We start from the raw sequence: 23,965 nt of genomic DNA, 5'->3' as shown, positions 1-23,965 counted from the left end.
AAGAATAATGCTTTTTCCTTATCCTATCATCCATAAAAAAGTAAAAGAATTACTTTTGTCCCTTTCCTTCTTTGGTCATATTTTCGATTGCAGCCAGTCGATAAAATCCTCTACATTATAAAAAAGTTCTTCGGGTTTCAGGAGTTTAAGTTTTTCCGGCTCTGCGGTCTCTGCCCAGGCTGCCGCTACGATCGGCACACCCGCCACCCGGCATGACTCTATGTCGCTCGGTGCATCGCCAACATATATTACTTCGCTTTTATCCAGGTCGCCGAAGAAATCCATGCAGGCGCGGATACCTTCCACCTTTCTCGGTCCGCCGGGATGCCCGGTCTCTATCTTTTCAAAATAAGAGGTAATGCCAAACTTATCCATGGAGATATCCGCACTGTTTTTGCCTTTACCAGTGACCATCGCCACTCTTACCTCATTATCCTTCAAAGTTTCCAGCAGCTCGACAATGCCGTCAAAAGGCCGGGGACACATGTGGTGAAGCTCTTCGTAGCATCTCAAATAAGCCGACACGCCTTCGTCGTAGTGATCCGGGGCCAGGGCCAGGATAGTACCTTCTTCGGAGGGACCGAAAGTAGCAACGATCTCTTCGTCGGAAACTGTCTTGCCCGTGAGGGGTTCAATGGATTTCCGGAATGCGGCGATACACATGGGCAATGTATTTGCTATAGTTCCGTCCAGATCAAAAATAACTCCTTTGATATTTTGCATAAGCTGTTGTTTTTTCTTTGATTTTCTCTTCTCTCGTACCTGGGATTAAAATTACGAATATTCAAAAAGCCCCCGATATACCGGAGGCTTTTTCTCAGCAAATACCGTATAGGCAGCGTCGCTGTTATTTATCCAGTTTCAGGGAATCAACTGCATGATAGAAAAAATCCCTCTCGTCATTCATGGAAACAAACAGACCATTGGGAAACTTACTGCCCAGTGATTCCAGGGTTATTTCACAGCCGTCGGTACTCATGGTGCCCAGATTCAGGGCTTTTACAAAAGTGTTATCGCTTCGCCGGAAAAAATTAAAGGCATGGGCTCCCTGGTCAGATACGATAATGTAACCTTCTCCATCCGGATAGGCGGCAATGGCAATTCCTTCATTATCGTCCGTAAAATACTCCCCGCCGAAAAGTGCCAGTTCTTCATTTCCCTTTGAAGGGTCGGCATAATATTTTCGTATCCCTTCCTGTTCATCACAATAATATATGTACCCGAGGGCATCGTCTACAGCTATGGCTTCGATCTCTTTTTTCCCGCTGAACTTGCCGAATTTTCTAACCAGATCGGCCCGGACTCCGGTCGAATCAGAAACCAGTTCGTACTGGTACAGATAATCTTCGGCAGGACCGTTTTTCCTCCCTACAATAACATAAACCCTCCCGGTTTCCGGACTTCTGTATATGGAAATCCCCATAGGTTGTCTGAATTCCGGGTTACTGTCATCCGCATCTTCAAATACTTTAAAACCTCCGTTGTCCAGGGGTTTCATATCCGGAACGGAAAAAACCCTGATCTGCCGGCGTCCGCGTTCGGTAAATGCCAGGATATCGGTATGAACGGAGTCATTGAGTTTAAAGTCGTATTCCACATCGGCATTGTTGGTACGGATAAGCCCGGTGATACTCTTTTCCGGGATAAGTTTTCCCTCCAGGTCAAAGGCATAAACACCACTGTCCGGTTGGTCCTGCTCTCCTTTGTCCGTCCCGAAAACGATACTCTTTTCCGGGTTGTCCCGGTTTACCCAAATAGCGGGATCATCGGTATCGTTAGGCGTTTTTTCGGTAATAACAGCCGGTTTTATTACAGGTAATTGTTCTTTGCAGGACAATAGGGCCAATATGCAGCCCAGACATACTAATTTCTTCATCTTATTTTTGTCTTTTACTTTTTGTTGCGTCTATTTCGCTTTATCAAAACAGGTCGTACTTCACCCCGAAGGTAATCCTTCTCCCATAGTATTCCATTTGCATGGTCCGGTTTTTCATCCCCTGGTAAAAACGTAGTGGCTGGTTGGTAATATTGTTTACATCGGCATAAATACGCAGGTTTTTATTAATGGTGAACGAGGCGTTGAAATCCAGGAAAAACTGTTTGTCATAATACCGGTCTTCAAAGCTTTCACTCCCCAGTTCGTTCAGGTATGCTGCCGAGTAATTGGCCGAAAGCCGGGCCCCGAATTTTTTACCGGAATAGGACAACGATCCGTTGAACATATGAGGAGCAGAACCGGGCAGGTCCAGGTCTCCGCGCTCATCGCCGTCTTCGTTGGTTATTCCTTTTGCGGTAGCGTTTAAATAGGTATAATTCAAATAGATGCCGAAATTTTTGGCAAAACCGGGTAAAAAATCCAACTGTCTCTGAAGAGCAGCTTCAAAACCCAGTATATTGGCATTGTCCCCGTTCAACGGTTGAAAACGTTTATATCCTGAGGTCTCGTCTTCGGTGACAAATGTATAGATAAAGTCTTTCAGGTCTTTATAGAACACTCCCCCGGACAATATTCCTACCGACCGAAAGTAATGCTCTGCCATCAGGTCAAAGTTCATAGAAGTGGTAGGGTCGAGATCGGGGTTTCCGATATAGATCTCCTGGTCTTCCCTAACAATCTGTTCGTAGGGAGCCAGGTCTATATAATTGGGACGCGAAAGTGTATTCGTCCAGGCCAGTCGCAGTACGGTATTATCGCTTATATTATATTTAAAATGCAGGCCCGGAAGAACATTGATATAATTATTTTTGTCTGTTAGTTTATTGCTTCCTGCAAATTCACCTTCTTCATCCAGGATCACTTCATTTCCTTCACTCTCCACCCAGGTGTTCTCAACGCGTATACCTGCAAGAAGGCTCAACCTGTCCGACAGTTTTTGATTGGCCATGATATACCCTGCCGCTACATTCTCCTTTACATTAAAATTTTCCCCGAGATAATCACCGGCAAGGTCTTCTTTGTCGAACCGGCTTTCATCGGAAAAACTCAAAGATCCCAGGTAGGCCGCAGAGGTAAAACTACCGGGAATGTACTGGCTTCCCGCCAGGAAATCATTGTCGTTATAGCTTACCAGGTCGGTATCAGCCATGGTTTCCAGGTTGTATAAAGGGGCGTATTCCGCTGCTTCCAACTCATTGGATTTATTCTTAAAACGTCCCCTGGCACCAAATTTCACAAAACCGCTGCCATACCCGAAGAAATCGGCAGGTACCTCAACGTTAACAAAGGCATTGATATCTTCTTCTTTGGCCAGGGAAGTCTCTTCCTGAAAAGAATCGAACTCATAATCTTCGGGCGAAAGTGACGTCATGGCCCGGTGAATAGGTTTCCGGGAATTCAACCCGTTTTCCACGGCATAAGCCTCGCTTACAAAGGCATACCCCCGCTCCTGCGGTTTTCTTTCCCTGGCTTCAGCATAGGCGCCCATCCAGTCTATTTTCAGTTTGCCCAATAAGTGTTTTCCGCCAAGGGTATAGTTTTGCATCCGCTGTTCTTCAAGACGCCGGTTTTTGGCCCGCCTGGAGTCTACTCCGCCTTTCAGTGATCTCTCGCCCTCTACGGGAAAACTGACCAGGTTGCCATTGGCATCCACCTCAAAATCTCCGGGGCCAATGTCTTCGCCGTCCAGGATTTCTGTAGCTGCGGTATAACGGTTTTCCCTGTCGTCCCGCCAGTTATACATCGATTTGAAATACAAGGTGTTGTTGGCATCAAAATTATATTCGAAATTGGCAGATAAACTGCGACGGATACGCTGCACCAGGTATTTCCGGATCTCCACTTTAGAGGCATACGGATTAGCGTCCACCGATTGTAAATTATCTTCATCACCATTGTTAAATTCGAAATCATTACTCCATTCGGCTTCTACGTTATCGCTGCCGAAATCGTTGTCATTGATGGAGGCGGATAGCATCCAGCCGAATTTTTTGTTCTTACTGCGGTCGCCCAACAGGAAGGACCCGTTAAGAATCCTTTTATTGGTTATCGTATTTATTCCCGAACCAACAGTGGCCGACAGTCTGAAATCACTGGGTGCCGAACGGGTTATCAGGTTAATCGACCCTCCCAGGGCATCGGCGTCCATGTCGGGAGTAACCGCTTTGTTCACTTCAATGGTCTGTATCATATCCGAAGGGATCAGGTCCATCTGAACATTGCGGTTATCGCCTTCGGCGGAGGGGATACGGCTACCGTTCAGGGTTACCGAGTTGAGTTGTGGCGCCAGACCGCGTACTACTATATTCCTGGCCTCTCCCTGATCTACCTGCATGGTTATACCGGGAATCCGCTTCATAGCATCGCCAATATTGGCATCGGGGAATTTGCCCACCTGATCTGCCGATACGATGTTGGTAATATTTTGTTTGTTCTTTTGCGTGTTCAGGGCCTTGACCTGGTTCCCGAAACCATACCCTGTAAGTACCACTTCATTGAGCTCGGTGTTTTGTGAGGTCAGCGATATCTCCAGGGTGACGGTATTTCCGGCTGTGACATCCACTTCCCGGGTGAGCGTGGCATAGCCCAGGTACCGTACCGAAACGGTATGAATGCCCGGATTAACATCGACAAAAGTAAATTCCCCGTCAAAATTGGATACGGTGCCTTTGTTCAGGTCTTCGATCAAAACCGTGGCACCGGGTACATACAACCCGGTATCGTCGGTGATAATTCCCTGTATGTTTCCCGTCTGTTGAGCCTGTGCCTGTGACGGGAACATGGCAACAAGGAGTGTTACAAAAAATAAATTCAGGTAAATTTCCGGCTTCATTTCTTTAGGTTTAGAATTCGATCCAAAAGTATGTTTATCAATGTTTTGTAAGTGAAAATTAAAAGCAACAAATAGTGAACAACAACAGTACACCGGGGAAACTTCAAGGCAACATTCACGGTTTGTTTACATGGGGGTAACATTTACTAAAGAGAGGGGCTTTTTGGGCGGTGATATCTCTACAATTCCATTAAAAAACTGACGAGTTCCTGTTTGGCGGGAATGGGTATTTTTTTTCTCAACCGGTATCTTGCCACCCTTACGCTGTCCGGCGTAACCCGGAGTATGGGCGCTATTTCTTTGGATGACAGGTTAAGGCGAAGCAGCATGGCCAGCCGCAATTCGGCCGATGAGAGTTTTTCTGTGGTAACGGCTGCCAGTTTTTTGAAGTATTCGGGATGAATGTCTTTAAAAAATCCCATGAATTCGTCCCATTCTTCTTCCATTTGCAGGTTGGTATCCAATTCCCTGGCCAGGGACCTTATCTTGGTATGGGCATCCATCTGTTTCCGGGATGCAATGTTTTTGAGCGCTGACGCTATATCGGCAATAAGTTTGTTTTTCTGCGCCATGTTCAGGCTATACCTGGACAGGGAAGCGGTTTTGAGACTTATTTCGTCCTGTAGCCTTTTTTCTTCTATCTCCCTTTTTTCCAGTTCGGCCTGCAGCAAACGCTGTTTGTACCGCTGTAATTTTACTTTTTCCCTGCGCTTGCGCGAAAAATATACATACGACAGCCCGCTCAACAACAACAGAGCAAGGGTAGTTACCAGGATCAGGTTGCGATTGGCCGTAATGGCTTCGTTCTGGTGTTCCAGCAATTCTATCTGTGCTTCTTTCTGGTTAATTTCATAGGCCGTTTGTAAGGTATTGAAATTATTAATGTCCCTGTTTTTGTTCATTTCCTTGTACATCTCTTCATAAACCGTAAGATGTTCATAGGCTTTTTGATACTCTTTTATTCCGGCATAAGCTTCCGAAAGATCCTGATGAGCGCTCTTCTGCTGGTGAAGGTCGTTGTTATCCATCGCCAGTCGGAGGGCTTTTGAGGTATATTCGAGCGCTTTGGTATGATTGCCCGTTTTGCGGAACATATCCCCCATATTGTTCAATACGCTTATCTGTGCATCATCATCCCTGCCTTCGAAATAGGCCAGGGATCTGCTGAAGTGTTTATGGGCAATTTCGTATTGTTTCAGATCTTCATAAATACTTCCTATATTTTCGTTGACAAAGGCTATCCCCCGCTGATCGTTGATATGTTCAAAAAGTTCCAGGCTCTTTTGTTGGTGTTCCAGGGCTTTCAGGTAATTTCCTTCTTTTTCGGCACAGGTGCCCAGAAGGCCTTCCGCATTGGCCTGCCCGCGTTTATATTTACTGGTCAGAGCAATAGCTTTGCTTGTTTCGAAGTATTGTCTTGCTTTGGAAAAAATCTTGAGTGAAAGGTATATTTCCCCTATTTTGCGGTTAAGTATACTATTGATACTGTCTTTCGGAGTCCCGGCGAGTGTTTCCATGGCCTTGTTGTACTGGCCGATCGCTTCTGTAAAAACCTCGTTTTTCCGGTAAAAATCACCTAGCTGCATATGCTTTCGGGCGGCAATACCGGGCATCCCGCTCTTAAGGGCTTCCCTGAGTTCGGCCTTATAGGTGTAAAACAACGAATCCTGAAGTGAATCGTTCCCGTATTTTTCATTCGGCCCCTGACCGAAACAGAAAAAAGGAACCGACAATAAAAGGAGAATTCTTTTTATAATGTGCAAACCGGACAATGGATTAGTTTAACTATGCAAAGTATTACTGCAATGTTAAACTAAGGTTAGCCCTTTTTCATCTTATGATTAATAAGAGCTTGTTTAAAAAGAATTCATCTCGATACTTATCGGGAGGCTAAAAAAATGCCCTTTTTAAACAAGCTCTAAATTATACCTCACAAAAAACGGCTTCTTATATTTTCAGAGGCCGTTAATGTTAAACCTGTTTTGCAAGGCCTGTTTTTTCAGAACATCAGTTTAAACCCGCCATTGATGACAAAACCGTCTACCGGGGCATAGATATCCCGGAACTGCGGGTTGTCTATATTCCCGGTATAAATGGTATCGAAACGGGTCTGGCGGGTATCGAGCATGTTTTCGAAATTCAGGAACAGGGAAAAATGCTCTCCCAGTTTCTTTTCGGACATAATTCCCATAATCCAGTAGGACTTTCCGGTAGCGCCGTCATTTAATTTCTGCGGGCTGAAATAATAGGCTTCCAGTCCCACCCAGAAGTTCTCGTGTTTTTCATACATCAAAACATTGTTCAGCCGATGCCTGGCCACCAGGGGATATTCGGTCGTTCCCTCCTGGTAGTGCTGTTTTACATCCGCAAAAGTATACCCGATAAAGAGTTTGAAATCGTGATAGCTCCATTTCATATTGGCTTCGACTCCCTGTGTGTCTATATATCCGTCAGGTTGTACGAATTCGTAGTAGGAATCGGTGGTCGCCGTAAGCAACAACGGGTCATTGATCCGTGTATAGAATAACAGGGCGTTGGTAGACAGTGATAGCGATCCGGAAATCGGCCATTTGTAATTCACGTCCAGGTTGATCCCTACGGAACGTTCTGCCTTACTGTCGTCTACGGACAAGGGTAGAACATTCCGGAACTGAAGTCGTTCTACGTCTTCGGTAAATATGGTCGGGGTCTTATAGCCCATTCCTCCTCCCGTACGGAATGTGAGCCGGTCATTCGGCTCGAACATCAGGGAAAAGCGTGGCAGTGCGTAAAAACCGTAATCACTTTGATAATCTCCCCGTAAGCCGGTTTCCAGTGTCCATTTTTCAGCCATATTCCAGGTATTCTGTACAAATGCCCCTACTGTACTGTTGGAAAAACCCAGATCCTGACCGGGACTTCCTTCGGACTGGCTAAAATTTTCAGTCCATAAGTTAAGCCCGGCAATCCATTCCATTTTTTTGCCTATCGTGGAAATATTTGCTTCTGAAAAGGAAGAAACCTGGTTTCCGGCAAAGGTATACCCGGGTATGGCGATACTGCGTTCGAAAATACTGACACTGTTTTTCAATTGTATCTGGGTGTGTTCCGACGGCTTATGCGTAGCCTCGAACTGGGTAGAGAACCGGTCGGTATTATTCTTTTCGTAATAGCCGGTATCACTGTCGTTTTCTATGTAATCCATATTTCCTCCCAGCCGGTTTTCGGTAACATAATTAAAGCCCACATTTATTTCCGTTTTTTCGTTAAGGTATAGAAACAGCCTTGGATTGACCGTAAAGCGCTCAAATTCCGGGATAGCGGTAAGCCCTATATCGGCCGGGTCATAAGCGGTTCCCTTGTTGTAGGATGCAAAAACCGTGGTTCCGACCTTCCCGTGTTTTTCAGAGTAAAAACCGCTGACGTCCAGGCCCAGCGCCGAAGTACCGTTGATCATAAAACTCAGTTCCCGTTCTTCTTCCGGGGTTTTGGAAATGAGATTGACCAGGCCGGCAATGGCGCCTCCCCCGTATAAAGTGGATGAAGCCCCTTTAATGACCTCTACCTGTTTCAGGTCCAACGGGGCTATCTGCATAAGGCTTAATCCGCCGGAATACCCGGAGTACAACGGAAGCCCGTCCCTTAAAAGCTGGGTGTATTTTCCGTCCAGTCCCTGAATGCGAATACTGGAATTATAACTCGTAGCCGACGTTTGCTGCGTTTGTATCCCCGTGCTTTCGTTGAGGAGCATACGAATGTCCCCGGGTTTCATATTCCCTTTTTCTGCCAGTTCTTCGCCGGCGATAAACTCTACCCTGGTGGGGATATCTTCTATGGTCCTGCTGCTCCGGGTGGAGGTTATGATCACCTCTTCCATTTCTTCGTGAGCCTGGTGGAGGTAATAGGTGGTACGTTGCTGACCTTCTTTCCGGGGAAAAGTTTGTTCGAGTTTCAAAGGTTCATAACCCATATATTGTATGCGTATGGTATAAGTTCCGTCGGGAATATCTTCGATGACGGCATTTCCTTCTGCATTGGTGGCTGCTCCTTTTTCGAGCTCGTCAATATATACGGAAACCCCGAACAAGGGTTCTTCGGATGCTTCGTCTTTAACCGTTGCCTCAAAGACATGCTGTGCATAGGTCGTACAGCAAAAGAGTAGTATCCCCGCGGTGATAAAATGTTTCACGATAGGAAATAAATTAAAGGTTTGTGAATAGTGTGATTATATCTCTCTTATAAGAGTTTGAAAAGTACACTATACACGGGGAGGCTTTAATAAAGACGTATAAAAAACATAAGATATTAAATTCGGGGTAAATAAGATAAGGTCTGTTCCGCCCTTTTCCACAAACGGACACGGGTACTCCTGTAATGGAAAAACAAAACCGGAGCAACTGCCACAGGTAAAAAACGGCGAACAGGCGGCGCAGGGATCATGATCACTTTCTTCCGGGGCATCATCACAAATAGAATGCGTCTCCTCCCTGCAGTCATCCGTCACTACACAACAGGGTATAGCTGACAGCGACAGCGTAAGAAAGGCCAAAAAAGTAACCACGATCTTCATAACTGCTAAAATATGAATTTTATGAATGCCAGATACCTTACCGGCGATGCTTCATTCAAAGACTTTCAAAGAGGTGGTTATCCATACATCCGCTTGCTTTCGAACCCGTTGTTTGTCTCCCCATTATACTTTTTAAAACAGCCGTTTTCGATTCTTAGGTTCTTAAATCACCCGGATAATAAACCATTCCGGACAGCAAGTCTGTTTAGCCACCGATACACGAATAATTGTAAAAAGCCAGGAGTATATATCCGTGCATTCGTGGCTGAAATGTATAGAAACTAAAGTCGCTGCAATAAATTGCAGGCCTGCCGGAGGCAGGCAGGGTTTTAAACCACAAACCGGGACCAATAAAAAACGGGGCAAAAGGAATAACCCTTTTACCCCGTTAAATTAAATATAATTATACTATTTCATGTGATTGTCCACATACAACGTTGTGCTGATCCTGGTTAATCCCTCGAAAAAATCCGGAGTACATACCAGAACAACAGCATCAGGGATGCAAATAATCCGATCGCTGCAGGGATATAATCTTCCTTGGCATAGGTGTTCACCAGGTTTGAAGTTTGGTAAAGTATGGCTCCCCCGGCCAACAGGCACATTCCTACGGAAAACCATAGACCGAGATTAAATCCGAAGAGCGTCCCTGCAACCACTAATCCGATCGCAATAAAAAAGCCAATGGTCAATCCGGTTTTCAAAAACGAAAAATCCTTTTTGGTCAAAAAAACGATGGCGGATATCCCGGTAAACAGGGAAAGCGTTACTATAGCCGCCTGATTAAGTATTTCCGGTCCGGAATCCAGATAATACGCAGCGATGTAAATTAAAGGCACGAAGATAAAGGCCTCAGCCAGTATATAAACGCCATAAGCCAGGTATTGCTTGTTTTTATCGGCTGTTCTTAACGCAGTACTCTCTGCATAATTGGTAATAAACATAAAGCCCCCGAGCATTAAAAGCCAGCGGTACCCTTGTGTCATGGACAGGGCGAACTCCACAATGGTCTCGCTCTGTAAAAGTAAATATTCAAAAAGGATAAATGCCAATACCCCTCCCGCCACATGGGCATAGGTTTTTTTATAAAATGCGGCCCTGTCGGCCTGGGTTAAATCACTTAACATGATTTTTCCCTGAATCTGATTTTCCATAGGTTGATCTGTTTGAAACCGGAAATCTAAGAAAAAATAGGATGTATTCCCAAAAATATTATTTACGATTGTACTTTTTATTTAAAGACTAAGAAACTGTTTTAAAATTATCCTTAAATAGTTATGTCTAGGCTAAAGACCCCCTATACAACCTCCCTAATGATACTGATACCCCTTTGAAAAAGCCAGGAAAAAAATAATCATTTTCTATCTGATCTTTTCATCTTCATATTTATATGATGTCTTGGGTTTCCTTCGGAATTTATATTCCTCCTTTTAGTTCATGACAAAATTCAATCCAGATATATTTTCCTCGATTTTTCACCCCTCCCGATATTTATCGGGACTAAAGGAAGATCCCGATAAATATCGGGAGAGGAAAATGGGGTTCCCTTTAGGGCTAGGGTAAAACTGATTTTCCGACAAATAATACCAAAATCTAAAATCCCCTCCTACTGCTTTACCAGTTCTACCCTGCGATTCCTGGCTTTTCCATCTTCCGTACTGTTATCTGCAACGGGGTTTTGGGAGCCAAAACCTTTTGCGGACAGTCGTGTTTTGTCTATCCCCAATGCCACCAGTTCGGTCAGTACGGATTGTGCCCGGTCTTCGGAAAGCTTTTGATTATGGGTATCACCCCCGGAGTTGTCCGTATATCCATGGATGCCAACTTTTAATTCTTTATTGGTCTCCAGGGCTTCGGCTATCTCGGCTATGGCTTCTTTTCCCCCGGGTTTAAGCGTGGCTTTATCCAGGTCAAAATTAATATACAACACGGATTTCCCTTTTTCCTCAAGGTCTTTCCGGATCTTGTCCGACTTCAAAATGGATATGGTTTGCTTAAAAGGTTCTTTTTGAAGAATATTCAGATTTCCGGAAGCCGTATCACCTGCCATCTGTATATAAATATCACCTCCATCGGCACGACGAATAACGTATACTTTTATCTTTTGACCGACATAGCCGATAGAACCGTCTTCTCCGAGATATTGGGCATCATCATGATATCTTTCATATTCTTCGTTACTTATTTTCCCGTCAAAGATCTTAACGCCTCCTACGGATGTGATAGCATCATCATAACTTTTAAAAAAATAGGCCAGGGACCAGTCGTCATAGCTCCCGCTCGCTGCGGAGACATAGGTTTTCCATACTTTTCCCTCCAAAGGGGTCATTATTCCGTCTATCGGAAAATACAAAACATCATATTTTCTCTGGATGGGGCGATTGGTCGCTTCAAGCCCTTCCGGAAAACTAAAAAACGGGAAATCTCCCAGATCAGTGTCGGAAACCGGGATTTTAGCAATGTCAAACCTGTTGCTGTTTTCTTCGATCCCGGATTTTGTTTCTTTTTCATCTTCCGTATTCCGGGGCTTCGTTATGGCCGGCTCCGTGTTTTCCACAGGTTCGGCAGTTGTTTTTTTGTTTTCCTTGTTGCCGCAAGACCACAGGGCAAACAAAGCCATAATGCTGATAAATAACTTTTTCATGTTTTGTTAGATTACTTAAGCTAAATTTATATAAAAATCAGTTATACTCTTCAAACAATGCTTTTATCTTTCGGTGATATTTCTTGTCGCTTACTTTTAAAAACTCATGAATAAGATCGGTGGACACCGGGGCTTGTTGCGGATACCGGTATTTCTGAAGGAATTCTTTCAATGCTTTATTTACGTTCTGTTCTCCGATAAGTTCACTGAGTTGTACCATAACTACTGCCCCTTTTGAATAGGAAATATGAATATTCTCCCCGGTTACCTTATACAAAGGCTGAGGAGGAGCAAAACCTTTTCCGGCATTATAGATCTGTTGGTGCATCTTCACACGTTCCATCATTTTTTCCTTGCCGTACATTTTTTTGTACAGCATCATTTCAGTGTACATAGCCAGGGCTTCGGTAAGCATCGGGGCGCCCTCGCGATCGTCCGGGGCTATACGGTTATTGCCCCACCAAAGGTGCGACAGTTCGTGCCCGGCCAATTCGTTGATCACATCCTGTTGCCTATCGGCTTTAATATTAGCATGAAAAACCAGATTCTCTGTCATAAAAATCACTGCCGGGTAAGCCGTTGCCGCAAAGCCTTTTGTAAATGAAGACACTTCGGCAAAGGTTATGGATTGAAACGGAAACGCACCAAAATTCGCGATGCAATACTCTAATGCGTTTTTGATATTATCAATCAAGTGCTCTGCATTTTCGTAATGACGAGGGTGGTAAAACACCCTGATACTGATTCCGTTGTACTCGGCCGTTTTGGCGGCATACATTCCTGATGATACGGCAAAGCGAAACGGTATGGTTTCTTCGGTTTTGTAGTGAAAATGGTTTCGATCCCCCTCCTGCCATTGTCCTATCAATTCCCCCGTACCAATGGCAACCTGGTCTGCGGTTGTAGAGATGGTCATGTCCAGATGAATAAAATTGTTGTGTGCTTTTGGGGCATCAAGTTTTTTAACAACCGTAGCTTCACCAAGCCCGTATTGTTTGCGTTTGTTCTTATCCGTTATTTCATAATCCGGTTGATATCCTATTCGCGGGTAATATCGACTGATCCGCATAAATGAACCGTTTCCTATAATGGCATTAAATGCCTGATGCCCGTTTACCGGATACCACTTATAGGCCAGTTCGAAATGCAGTGTAGCCGTATCGTCCGGACTCAAAGGTTTTTGCAATACAAGTTCGGTTACTTTTTCGGAGATCACATTATCCCGGCCCGATACACGGAAAACAGCTTTTTCAACTTTTAAATCGGGATGAAAATTCAGCAGTATTTTATGAATGGTCTTATCCGTTTTATTTTTCAGTATGTATTGTCCGGTAACGGTATAAGTATTTTGGGACGGATATAGTCCGATCCGGGTTTTTATACCGGTAATAACAGGCTGTGGCATAAATTGATATTTGCGATATTCCTGTTCATAACGGGCGGCTGTTTCCAGAATATCTGTTTTATTTACAGGCAAATATCCTTCCGTAAATCTTTTGCCGGAAAGAAATGCTGTGCCCGCCAAAACAATGCAGCAAAGGATGATCGGCATGTTAATTTTCCGGTATTTAATACTGTTATTTATCAACCACAACAAACCGATGGTACATAAACCAAACAGTAATCTCAATAAGAAAGAAGACAGGTAAACTCCGTAGCCGTTAAAATCGCTGTATGGCAATGTATGGCCTGCAAAGAACCGTAGCAGTGGTTCTTTTATCAACAGTTGCGATACGGGTCCGGTGATGAGTGTGATCAATAGCAGTGATACACCCAAGGCCAGGTATTTGTTCCTGATACGATCGTTTATAAGCAAAATGGCTCCGGCAAAGAGTATTAAAGGGAATGTATTGAAGACAAAAATGCCTGTATAAGCAGGCCAGTCCAGGTGAAAATATCCGTAGAAATATTGAAAGATCAACCCTTGTAACAGCAGTAATAAAGAAAAGAACAGCAACAAAATGCCGCATGACAGCCAATGTCCCCCCATTTTTGTCCGGGCAAAAAAGGTGCTGTTTTCAATATAAGAAAAACCGGACATATGGCTTCTCCAAAACAGATCGTTGACAAAGTACACTACAATCAGCAATCCTAAAAAATGAAAATTTTCAGATATGACAGAAGCCATCAACCCGGAGCTGGCATATTTTTGTGGTAGCCGGATCCCTTCTTCTATTTCGGCATACATTTCCATTCCCACATAAAAAAGCAACAATACGGAAACCGTAACCAGGGTTATGCTTTTAAAAAGATAGGTCAGGTCTTTTTTCATAAACGATACAGCCGATTTAAACAGGCCCATGTTTCCGAAAGCAGGTGGTGCAATAACAAACAAAATATTTTCCGTACTCCGGTTCTCCTTCGTACTTTTCAAATGGCGTTGTTTTGATGCTCTATTTCTTTTTGCCGAAAATGAAAAATACTTGTATCCAATAAGTATGAATAAGGATGAAATACCTGTAAACAACACCCTATTGATCAGAAAGTACCCGGTTAACGGTACAAGCTTCGTATTTCGCCGGATAACGGTAAAATCCCGGGCTTCATAGAAATAAGCCGATAGACCAAAAGGATCTGTAAGAGCAGATAACCGTTGCGCAAATAACGACTGCGGCATACTGCCCGCCATAAAAGGAGAATTGGAAAAAAGTAATATAACCAGATAAAAAATGTACAGCATCAGCCCTCCCGATACGACCAATAGTTTTCGACGCGTAGTCCATGCAATACCATATAATACGGAACAGGTAAACAATGCGTTTACCAGTCCGAAGACCATAAACGGATACAGATAAAATCCTATTTCGGTATGATTTTGCATTTCAATACCAGTACGAAGACTTTGTCCCAATGTGAAGCCCAGAACCAGGAATGCAAAACAGAGGAGCGTCAGTGTAAAAAAGGAAAAGAAACGTCCCAAAGCAAAACTTTTTTTGCTAAGGGGTGTGGCAAACAGTACAGCATCAAACCGGGAGTCCCATTCCTTAAACAGTAACTGAAGGGAGAGAACGGTGGCTATGAAAATAACCGAAATGCTAAGTATAGCTACCATAAAACCGATGGTGTAAGGCGAATTCAGGTATACTTCTTCTCCTACGGAGAGGTTAAACCGGCTTCCGGCAAAAAACCCCATACACGTCAATGCGATCACTACCACATAAGTAATGTAGCGTTTGATGTAGCTTTTTATATCGAAGAAAAAAACGTTTTTCATAGCTACTCAACATTTTTAAGGGTCTGAAAATAAACGTGTTCTAATGTAGGGATCGCTGGGAGAAACCCTTCGGGAGGCTCCGTTCCGAACACTGTAATGTGAAGGGATTTTTCTATCAACTGCTTACAGATAACCGGATAAGTGTCCTCGTATTTCGGCAATAATCTTTTATCTATCTGTTTACTCCATATGTTGCCGTTTAAGGCAGAGATCATCTCAGAAGGTTTTCCGGTAGCTACCAGTTTACCTTTATTGATGATAGCCATTTGTGAACAGAGATTCCGTACATCTTCCACCAAATGCGTGGAAAGGATAACGATGACATCTTCACTGATCTCACTCAACAAAGTGTTGAAACGATTGCGCTCTTCCGGGTCCAGACCTGCAGTGGGTTCGTCTACTATAATAATGGCTGGTTTGCCTAATAACGCCTGCGCTATACCAAACCTTTGTTTCATACCTCCGGAAAATGTGTGTACTTCTTTATTTTTAAAAGCAGTAAGGTTTACCTTTTCCAGCAAACCGAGTATTTGCTGTTTACGTTCATCTGCATGAATTACTCCCTTTAAGATCGCCAGGTGTTGTAGCAGATTATATGCTGAAATTTTTGGGTATACCCCGAAATCCTGTGGGAGAAACCCGAGTTGTTTCTTGATAAAACCGGGATGCTTTACCACATTGGTGTTATTAAAGGTAATATCACCCTTTGTAGGTTTTTGAAGTCCTGCTATGGCTTTCATCAGAGACGATTTGCCTGCACCGTTCGGTCCCAATAAGCCGAACATGCCATTATCAATACGCAAAGAAATATCATCCAGGGCCTTAACGTTGTTCTTATAAACCAGTGAAAGTTGATTGATGGAAAGTGTATTCATTGCGGTTGGGTTTAGACAATACAAATCCTGCAATGTCTTTGCATTGATTGTTAAATTATTGTTTGTGAATTGGTTAACTAATTATTCCTGTTCCCTGTATTCTAACAAATCACCTGGTTGGCAATCTAAAACTTGGCATATTGCTTCCAGTGTATCAAAACGTACACCTTTGGCTTTTCCGGTTTTAAGTATGGATAGATTGGCAGGGGTAATTCCCAGTTTTTCCGCCAATTCTTTGCTTTGCATTTTACGTTTGGCCAGCATTACATCTATATTTACAATTATTGGCATGGTTATATGAATAAGTCCTGTTCATTTTGTAAATCCAATCCCTGTCTGAATATTGCCGTAAAAAAATAGGTGAAAGTCCCGAGAATAATGTGAACGGCAATCAATTCCCAGATAATCCCGTCAATAGGAACAAAAAAACTACTGATTATGGTTGCCAACACGGGAGCAATAAGATTGAAGGTGTAAAACCGGTTCAGGTGAACGATGTTTTGAGTCGTAAATAACCTGGATTGAAAAAAAACTTTGAATACGTTAGAAACCCACCAGAAAAAAATACTGTACAGCCCCAGCGGTAACAAAAATGAAAAGATAATGTAGGAGACATTATTGTCCACAATAAGGAACGGCTTTGTCGTAAACGGGTAAAAAATGTGTAAATACTTTTCTTCGTAGGGACTTGCCCATATCCCGGTAATAATGCAGAAAGCGGCATATAAAGTAGTTACTGAATACCCTAAAGCCAGTATCCGGCTGATAATATACAGGGTTTTGGCTATGATTTTAGCACGTTTCATTTCGTATCATTTAAATTTATTTGTCAAATATAATAATTAATTATTGTAAAACGATAATTAATTTTAAATAAAGGTTAGGCTCGTATAAACGTATCCGGAAAAACTTATACCGTATTTGAGATTTATAGGATGGAAAAATTAATTAGTAGCCGGGAAAGTTTCTTGTCATACATTTTATTTTTCCATTTATCCGGAAACATTAAGACAGAATATGCTTGACAGTCTCAATAAATTTGTCCATTTCCACATCGTTCAGCGAAGCAAATCCAATCCTGACCCCATTGAACCTTTCGATAAAAATATTGTCGGTTTCAAGCAAATAACCTTGTTTTAAAAGTTTATCAGGCAAGCTTTTTAATACCTCTGTTTTTTTGAAAGTCACCCAGACCGACATACCTCCCTCGGGTTTTACGAAGCTCAGGTATTCTGACAGATTATTTTGCAGTAAAGAACAAAAATAATCCCTGCGATGCTTATATATCCTGACCGTTTTTTTTAAATGCCGGTTCAAATCACCGGACTTTATAAATTCGCTTACCGCTCTTTCCAATAAGGGGTCGCCCTGCCTGTCAATGACCCTTCTCAGTTTATTAGCGGCTTCCATGATCTCTTTCGGAGCAACAAAATACCCCACACGTACAGACGGGGAGAGGCATTTACTGAAAGAACCGATGTAGATTACACGTCCGTCCTTATTTAAGCTTGCCAGGGGCAATAGCGGGCTATTGTCGTAATGCAAATCATAGTCATAATCATCTTCCAATACGTAAAAATTGTGCTTTACGGCCAGTTGTAACAATTCAATACGGCGTTTGGGAGAAAGCCTTACCGTTGTCGGATAATGATGATGGGGGGTAATGTACAGCAATCTGACTTTCTTTTTTTTACAAATCTCATCCACTTCGCCCACATCGATACCTTCGTTATCTACCGCTACATGGGCTACTTTACCTCCCGAATGATTAATAATATTGTCAACTATCTGATAGCCGGGCAAACTTGTTATACAATAATCGCCTTTCTTTAACAAGGCAGAAACAGTAATATAAATGGCCATCTGACTGCCCCTCGTTATAAAAATATTCTGATGATTGGTTACAATTCCCCGGGTTGTATGCAGGTAAGATTTCAGGGTCATTCTCAAATCAAGATCTCCCTCAATATGATTGTATTTCAACAAAGCACTAAAAGCAGTTTTGGAAAGAATGGAACGATGATATCCATACAGCGTATTCAACGGCGATAACCTTACATCGGGAACGCCATCATCGATCAGTCGAACACTATTATAATCAAGGTAAAAGGATTCGAGAAAGCGGAATTTATTGACTTTATGGCCTGTTCCCTCTGCCGCTTCTCCGAAACCCGTATCCTGCAATGGCTTATACTTTAATTTGGGCAAATTATCGGATACAAAAGTGCCTTTGTGTTCATAACTTTCCACCCATCCCTGACTCGATAGTTCTTCCAGGGCAGCAGTAACCGTTTTACGGTTTAAAATTAGTAAATCCCCAAGCACCCTGGCTCCGGGTAATTTTTGTCCGGGAAAAAGATGTCCGTCATGAATCGATTTAATTATGGCATCTGCTAACTGCAAGTAGATCGGTTTGGTTGATTCCCTATTGATCTTTAATATCGATTTCCATGGAAACATATACAGCCATTTTCAGGTCCTTGATCTGGCCCAGTTACAATGTAAAAAGTGTACCACTAAGATAGTCGAATATAATTATATTTTTATTACGAAAAACAAGATGTATATCGACTAAGGCACGTTTATTAAAACAGGCGGAGGCCGGAAATCCCCATGACAAAGGTCTCGAAATCATAAAACCATACACGTAATATCAGATATGTGACCTCTCTGATTTTAGATTGTAAAACAGTTCTTTTGAATCGATATAACCCTTCAAAATAAAAATAAATGACGCACTATAGTACACATATCGCAGTCCTATTTTTACTAATTCTACCAGGTATTTTTACACATGGTTCCGCACAATCCATAATAACGAAGGAGGACCTGGTTAATGCCACTATTGAGGCAGATGGCAAATTAAGAATCACACCATCCGAAACTTCTTCTCAACATGATTTTGACTTTTTTGAAGGCCATTGGAAAATCCGTAACAAAAAACTCAAAACACGATTGAACAACAGCGCGGAATGGATTGAATACAACGGTACCAACAAAGACAAAAAGATATTGAACGGGATCGGCCATACCAATAACAATCGCTCCGTTATTGATGGTAATCCCTATGAAGGTGTTGGCCTTACCCTCTTTAATCCGAAAACAAGACTCTGGAGTATTTACTGGGCAAGCAGCAAAAACGGGGTCCTTGATAAGGATAATCCCGTGGTAGGGTCCTTTGAAGGTAACATCGGTACTTTTTATGCCCGGGAAACTTTTAATGGCAAACCTGTTATCGTCATGGCAAGGTGGGATAAAACTGATCCGGATAAAGCCATCTGGAGCCAGGCCTTTTCCGAAGACAACGGGAAAACATGGGAATGGAACTGGTATATGTACGAAAACCGGGTCATTGAAAATGAAAAAGAGCTCCGGGAAAAACTGCTGACATTTGACACAAAAATCCCCATTCCTGATCTTTCTTTTGATAAAAACGAAGAACTGATCATTAAAGCATCCGAAACATCTTCCCGCGACGACTTCGATGTGCTCACGGGCAAGTGGAAGATGTACCACAAAAAACTTAAGTCCAGGTTAAGCAACAATAACGAATGGATTTACCTCGAATCTGCTGATATCAACTATGGGGCCATATTACAGGGTATTGGCAATACAGATTTATACCGGGCCTCTATTGATGGTGAACCTTTTGAAGGGTTTACATTACGGTTATTCAATCCGGAAACAAAACTGTGGAGTTTGTATTGGGTAGCAAGCAATTCCGGTGTTCTTGACCCACCGGTTGTCGGTTCGTTTGACAATGATATCGGACATTTTTTCGGAAAAGATACTTTCAACGGAAGAGATATCGTTATGGTATTCCGCTGGGATATGCGCGACAGGCAGCACCCTGTATGGAGCCAGGCCTTTTCCGAAGACAACGGGAAAACATGGGAATGGAACTGGATTAATGTTTCGTATAAAACGGAGTGAAACTGCACCTTCTGGGATGAATGAATATAAGGCACAAACAATCCGGTGTATGGGCAAGAATTCCTAGGCAGGATTTTTAGCAAAATAGCCCCGGAAAACAATACCGAAAATGATAACCCGTCGAAAAAAGGAATACCTCCCACTAAAGCTTTTACGGTTAAAGAAAAAGATGGTGATGTAGAACAACAGGAGAAAATATGGGCTGGCTTTGCTTCAGCCTACGAACACTATAATAGCCCTGATTTTCCATTACTTCGGCTTACTGTATGATAGAATCCTTTGAAGCATATATCCGTAGAAGAGCTCAAATATTGTGGGTCAACTATTGATTTTTATAACCGAGACGTGTTTTCCATTGCAGGGGTCCATACACCACAATATTCAAACTTAAAAAAAGGTTAAGAGTGATTTTTTCATGTTTGTAATGATTTGGTTGATCAAAAATTAATCTTTATTCAGCGTCTTTGATCCTATGCAATTTATTGCCACCCCCTTCTATACATGTCAAATAGCTCGGTACAAGAATCACCATATCACATTCAAAATCAATTGTTCCCAATTTCCAATTATAGAATTCCCTTGTGTAACAGGTTTATCATCAATGCTACAAGAATAAAACAAAGAAATACAGAAAATTAAAGATTTTTATGGTTTTTGTTTTTGAGTTTTATAAAAAAGAAAACGGACATTGGACGTTTATTATATAATTCTTTGTCACATGTTTATTCCACATTATAAACCATTTATACGTTAAAAATTAATTTATTACGGATCCTTTAAATCCCCAATTTCATCAATTTGAACAGACGTTATCTTAAAATCTTGCGGATTGACAGCATCTTTCCGTTTATACGGACTCAGCCCAATAATATGGAGACCATTATAATCTGTGGTAAATACGAAATTAATGGTGGTGTTATTACTGCTAACGGTAGAAATTTGATTGTCTATGACGATGGTTCCGTTGCCCATGACATCTTTAAGTTCAACCTTAACCCTGTATTCTTTATTCGCCCCCGCATTAAAGGAAATAAAACTACTGTACGAGTAATATGTATTCGGGGAATGGACATTGTTTGTTTCTCCGCTAAGCCTTGGACTTACGGTAAAAACTTCAGTGGAATAATTGCCAAAAAAACTAAAGCTCAATTCATTATCGTAAGGCTTTTTGGGGGTTATACGCCAATTTTTTCTGCTGGGGCGCATTAAAAGTTCCTTGTCAATATTTAATGGTTTGAGATTTGTTAAATTGGTCTTGGTGGCCTGCACCTTTTTCAGGCCTACTTTTTTCAGGGTTGGTATGTTGCTTTTTATGTTGACTTTGGTTGAAAGCTTTACCGGTTTTTTAACCGTCGCAGGCGTTGTTTTTTTGGGTACAAACTGAGCCTGACCCAAAAACGGGCTAAAGCACAGTACCAGGATTAAAAAATTATACGGCGTTTTCATAATTATAGTGTTTATAGATGGTATTTTTATTTTGAAAAAGATGTAAGTACGGTACTGCTTTGCAGCTTGCCCTTGGCGTTGTAATCTTCGGTTTTTACCATGCCTATGCCTTCGGCCAGCCATGTTTTTTGGGTACTGTTGAATTTGGCCATCATCATTTTCCCACTGCTCGATTGGGTTACAACCATACAATCAAAGGTGCCTGCGGACGTGGTTATGGTTTCGGTGCCAACCACTTTTCGGTCGGTTATGTCAGTAGTCATGTTCAGGTTCATGCCACCCATGTTTACGACGATGTTCATACCGGCATCGGGCAGGGTTTGCCCTGCTGAAAGCGTATTGGGAAGCTCAACATTGGTGCCCGTAATATTCACCTCGCTATTTTGGAACTGTTTCATCATATCGGCATTCATCAGTGATTTAAAATCCATCGTTACCGTAGTGCCGTTACAATTCATATCGAACGCACTCAGCATAACGGATTTTCCTTTTTTATCGAACAGTTCTGAATTGATTGTGGCCGTGATACTCACTCCGGAATTGTTCACGTTGCTTACGGTGTATTTCATCGTACCCTCCGTTTTCCCCTTTTTATTGAGCATTTCATATTCGGAAACATGTCCTTCCCCAAAGGGATAGTACTTGCTACAGTTGCTTTGCCCCATAACGGCTGTGGAAAACAAGGCAATGATTGTTGTAATGATTATTGTTTTCATTGTTTTAAGGATTACTTGTATATAATTCTTTAGGTTACTCCCTTTTTTAAGGAGGGGATAACTTTAATTCAGGACTAATTAGGCAATACTAAAAGTTCTACCCTACGGTTTAAAGCCCTACCCGTTTCGGTGTTGTTATTGGCCACAGGTTTGGTTTCGCCGTAACCCTTGCTACTTAAAAGGCTTGTATTTGCTTTGTTTTCCTTCAGCCAATTCAATACGGCCAGGGCTCTTTGTTCTGAGAGGTTCAGATTGTAGGCTTCATCACCTTGAGAATCGGTATGACCTCCTATTTCGAGTTTTAATTTGGGGTTGTGTTCGATTAGTGTTAGTACCTCTTGTAATGTCTTTTCAGATTCTTGCTTGAGTACGGCTTTATCGGTATCAAAATAAATTCCGTAGAGTTCTACTCTCCCTTCTTCTTCTAATTGCTCTTGCAGGCTGTTGTCTGTTTCAGGTTCCAGTTCTATTTTAACTTCGCCTGTTTTGCCCTGTGTTAGCGTTTCGACCGCATCATTGTTTTTATACCCTCCCTTAGAGGCCTTGACTACTACCATGCCGGCCGGCACTTTGGTGGCGTGAAACGTACCATCGGCCTCGGTTTGTATTTCGTCGGCGCCTGAAATTTTTATCAATGCTTTTTCAAGGGGTTCTTTTGTTTGGGCATCAACCACCAGTCCGTCTATTTGGGCGGTTGGAATATTCTTAGGGTTGATAAGTAATTGTACAAAATCAATGGCAAAACCGTCGCCGGTATCAGTTTCAGGGTCATCAATTAAAATTTCGAGTTGCCCGTTTTCTATCTCCGGGATAAATTCGGGCAATATTTGAATGGAGAGCAATTTTCCTATAGGGCCGGTTTGTTCCAATTCATTAATAAACCCCCCAAACCACGGAGCTTCTTCACCATTCAACCACACCTTAAATTGGGTGTTAAATACTTTAGGTTGAAAGTCATCGACAAAAATCTGTAACAGGGCATGGTTTACAGTTGTGTTTTTAAGGTCGTATTGCAGCGTTAACTTTTCCGGACGGTTGTCAGGGCGCGTTGTAGTTCTGGTGTACCCATCTCCAGAACTACTGTTTTTGTAGCCTGATACCACCATGATTTTATCAGTTCCCGTCGGGTCGCTGTCATCGGGATAAAAGGGATACCGATGTCTGGGTGTTTCTTCGCCCGAAAACGGGTCAAAGCCTTTTGGCCAGCCAAACCCAAAATTGTCCACATCGCCGTATCTGTATTCCACATCGGCAAGCGTGGTATTATAGGCAATGTTGGTTGGATTTTCCCATTCGGATAAAACGTTACCGGGCTTTATTGTTTTGGATAATGTGGACGTGATTTGATTCAGTTCTTCTTCATTTAATTCGTTTAGGTGCTCTGTCAACTTCGGAAAGTTCACATCAATGGTTTCCTCATGGATTGCGAGGCCGCCGCTTTTTTCCAGTTCGGGGTATTTTTTCAGCACTTGTTTCAGGGAATCGAGTTCGCTTTCGGTCAGGGTGTTTTTCTGTACCGAATGCTTGCCCAGCATCTGATCAACCATGGCTTTCCGGTCGCTTCCGCCCGATAGGATTTGCTGTAAGGCTTCGTTGTTTTCTATGTCATCGGCAGAGACACCGAGTATCTCCTCCAAGCCGGATGTCGATTCGTTATCGGTCAAGGTATCACGATTGCCTTCCGCATTGACATTTACAGGCGAATAATTGTCAGTATTAGAGACCTCGGTTTCAACGCCGGGATCACCGGATGCTACGTTTTTGTCTGATTTACAGGCCAGGGCAAAAACCGATAATAAGATTGACATACATAAAATGT

16 protein-coding genes are annotated in these 23,965 nt (G+C 42.6%); 1 reads left to right on the top strand and 15 read right to left on the bottom strand.

What is annotated here, in order from left to right:
- Positions 1 to 75 precede the first annotated feature (75 nt).
- The 12 genes from ACVBDY_RS18595 to pdxR form a co-directional block, all read right to left on the bottom strand.
- Positions 76 to 723 (bottom strand): HAD family hydrolase, encoded by a 648-nt coding sequence (locus ACVBDY_RS18595; RefSeq protein WP_447176966.1) that lies wholly within the window; start codon positions 721 to 723, stop codon positions 76 to 78.
- 124 nt (positions 724 to 847) lie between these two features.
- Positions 848 to 1,876, bottom strand: a complete 1,029-nt coding sequence (locus tag ACVBDY_RS18590; RefSeq protein WP_447176965.1) for a phytase — start codon at positions 1,874 to 1,876, stop codon at positions 848 to 850.
- 43 nt (positions 1,877 to 1,919) lie between these two features.
- Positions 1,920 to 4,769, bottom strand: coding sequence for a TonB-dependent receptor (locus ACVBDY_RS18585; protein WP_447176964.1), 2,850 nt, complete (start codon positions 4,767 to 4,769; stop codon positions 1,920 to 1,922).
- 179 nt (positions 4,770 to 4,948) lie between these two features.
- Positions 4,949 to 6,502 (bottom strand): tetratricopeptide repeat protein, encoded by a 1,554-nt coding sequence (locus ACVBDY_RS18580; protein WP_447176963.1) that lies wholly within the window; start codon positions 6,500 to 6,502, stop codon positions 4,949 to 4,951.
- A 266-nt stretch (positions 6,503 to 6,768) separates the two neighbouring features.
- Entirely contained in the window at positions 6,769 to 8,937 is a 2,169-nt protein-coding gene (locus ACVBDY_RS18575; RefSeq protein WP_447176962.1) for a TonB-dependent receptor, read from the bottom strand.
- A gap of 833 nt (positions 8,938 to 9,770) precedes the next feature.
- Positions 9,771 to 10,472 (bottom strand): Bax inhibitor-1/YccA family protein, encoded by a 702-nt coding sequence (locus ACVBDY_RS18570; protein ID WP_447176961.1) that lies wholly within the window; start codon positions 10,470 to 10,472, stop codon positions 9,771 to 9,773.
- A 452-nt stretch (positions 10,473 to 10,924) separates the two neighbouring features.
- Positions 10,925 to 11,962, bottom strand: a complete 1,038-nt coding sequence (locus ACVBDY_RS18565; protein WP_447176960.1) for an OmpA family protein — start codon at positions 11,960 to 11,962, stop codon at positions 10,925 to 10,927.
- Positions 11,963 to 11,999: 37 nt separating this feature from the next.
- Positions 12,000 to 15,176 (bottom strand): ABC transporter permease/M1 family aminopeptidase, encoded by a 3,177-nt coding sequence (locus ACVBDY_RS18560; protein WP_447176959.1) that lies wholly within the window; start codon positions 15,174 to 15,176, stop codon positions 12,000 to 12,002.
- A gap of 2 nt (positions 15,177 to 15,178) precedes the next feature.
- Positions 15,179 to 16,051 (bottom strand): ABC transporter ATP-binding protein, encoded by an 873-nt coding sequence (locus ACVBDY_RS18555; protein ID WP_447176958.1) that lies wholly within the window; start codon positions 16,049 to 16,051, stop codon positions 15,179 to 15,181.
- Positions 16,052 to 16,132: 81 nt separating this feature from the next.
- Complete coding sequence (locus tag ACVBDY_RS18550; RefSeq protein ID WP_447176957.1) at positions 16,133 to 16,342, bottom strand: helix-turn-helix domain-containing protein; 210 nt, start codon at positions 16,340 to 16,342, stop codon at positions 16,133 to 16,135.
- A gap of 2 nt (positions 16,343 to 16,344) precedes the next feature.
- Positions 16,345 to 16,857 (bottom strand): DUF2975 domain-containing protein, encoded by a 513-nt coding sequence (locus ACVBDY_RS18545; protein ID WP_447176956.1) that lies wholly within the window; start codon positions 16,855 to 16,857, stop codon positions 16,345 to 16,347.
- 199 nt (positions 16,858 to 17,056) lie between these two features.
- Positions 17,057 to 18,454, bottom strand: coding sequence for a MocR-like pyridoxine biosynthesis transcription factor PdxR (pdxR, locus tag ACVBDY_RS18540; protein WP_447176955.1), 1,398 nt, complete (start codon positions 18,452 to 18,454; stop codon positions 17,057 to 17,059).
- 327 nt (positions 18,455 to 18,781) lie between these two features.
- On the opposite strand from pdxR, the gene ACVBDY_RS18535 reads away from it, so the two are divergent.
- Complete coding sequence (locus ACVBDY_RS18535) at positions 18,782 to 19,984, top strand: hypothetical protein (protein WP_447176954.1); 1,203 nt, start codon at positions 18,782 to 18,784, stop codon at positions 19,982 to 19,984.
- Positions 19,985 to 20,749: 765 nt separating this feature from the next.
- On the opposite strand, the gene ACVBDY_RS18530 is transcribed toward ACVBDY_RS18535, so the two are convergent.
- The 3 genes from ACVBDY_RS18530 to ACVBDY_RS18520 form a co-directional block, all read right to left on the bottom strand.
- The gene (locus ACVBDY_RS18530) at positions 20,750 to 21,430 is read right to left on the bottom strand and encodes a hypothetical protein (RefSeq protein ID WP_447176953.1); all 681 of its coding nucleotides are present in this window, start codon (positions 21,428 to 21,430) and stop codon (positions 20,750 to 20,752) included.
- Between the two features lie 26 nt (positions 21,431 to 21,456).
- Complete coding sequence (locus ACVBDY_RS18525) at positions 21,457 to 22,146, bottom strand: TapB family protein (protein ID WP_447176952.1); 690 nt, start codon at positions 22,144 to 22,146, stop codon at positions 21,457 to 21,459.
- Between the two features lie 74 nt (positions 22,147 to 22,220).
- A complete protein-coding gene (locus ACVBDY_RS18520) occupies positions 22,221 to 23,954 on the bottom strand; it encodes an OmpA family protein (protein WP_447176951.1) in 1,734 nt (577 codons plus the stop codon).
- Between the last annotated feature and the right edge of the window lie 11 nt (positions 23,955 to 23,965).

It is taken from the genome of Sinomicrobium halophytocola (assembly GCF_052983395.1).
The sequence above is the reverse complement of the archived record's forward strand: the minus strand, read 5'-3'. Positions and strand labels throughout refer to the sequence as shown.

Bases quoted from the DNA above. Each gene is read 5' to 3' on its own strand.
- ACVBDY_RS18595 (WP_447176966.1), bottom strand. From the start codon at position 723: ATGCAAAATATCAAAGGAGTTATTTTTGATCTGGACGGAACTATAGCA.
- ACVBDY_RS18590 (WP_447176965.1), bottom strand. From the start codon at position 1,876: ATGAAGAAATTAGTATGTCTGGGCTGCATATTGGCCCTATTGTCCTGC.
- ACVBDY_RS18585 (WP_447176964.1), bottom strand. From the start codon at position 4,769: ATGAAGCCGGAAATTTACCTGAATTTATTTTTTGTAACACTCCTTGTT.
- ACVBDY_RS18570 (WP_447176961.1), bottom strand. From the start codon at position 10,472: ATGGAAAATCAGATTCAGGGAAAAATCATGTTAAGTGATTTAACCCAG.
- ACVBDY_RS18565 (WP_447176960.1), bottom strand. From the start codon at position 11,962: ATGAAAAAGTTATTTATCAGCATTATGGCTTTGTTTGCCCTGTGGTCT.
- ACVBDY_RS18560 (WP_447176959.1), bottom strand. From the start codon at position 15,176: ATGAAAAACGTTTTTTTCTTCGATATAAAAAGCTACATCAAACGCTAC.
- ACVBDY_RS18555 (WP_447176958.1), bottom strand. From the start codon at position 16,051: ATGAATACACTTTCCATCAATCAACTTTCACTGGTTTATAAGAACAAC.
- ACVBDY_RS18550 (WP_447176957.1), bottom strand. From the start codon at position 16,342: ATGCCAATAATTGTAAATATAGATGTAATGCTGGCCAAACGTAAAATG.
- ACVBDY_RS18545 (WP_447176956.1), bottom strand. From the start codon at position 16,857: ATGAAACGTGCTAAAATCATAGCCAAAACCCTGTATATTATCAGCCGG.
- ACVBDY_RS18535 (WP_447176954.1), top strand. From the start codon at position 18,782: ATGACGCACTATAGTACACATATCGCAGTCCTATTTTTACTAATTCTA.
- ACVBDY_RS18530 (WP_447176953.1), bottom strand. From the start codon at position 21,430: ATGAAAACGCCGTATAATTTTTTAATCCTGGTACTGTGCTTTAGCCCG.
- ACVBDY_RS18525 (WP_447176952.1), bottom strand. From the start codon at position 22,146: ATGAAAACAATAATCATTACAACAATCATTGCCTTGTTTTCCACAGCC.
- ACVBDY_RS18520 (WP_447176951.1), bottom strand. From the start codon at position 23,954: ATGTCAATCTTATTATCGGTTTTTGCCCTGGCCTGTAAATCAGACAAA.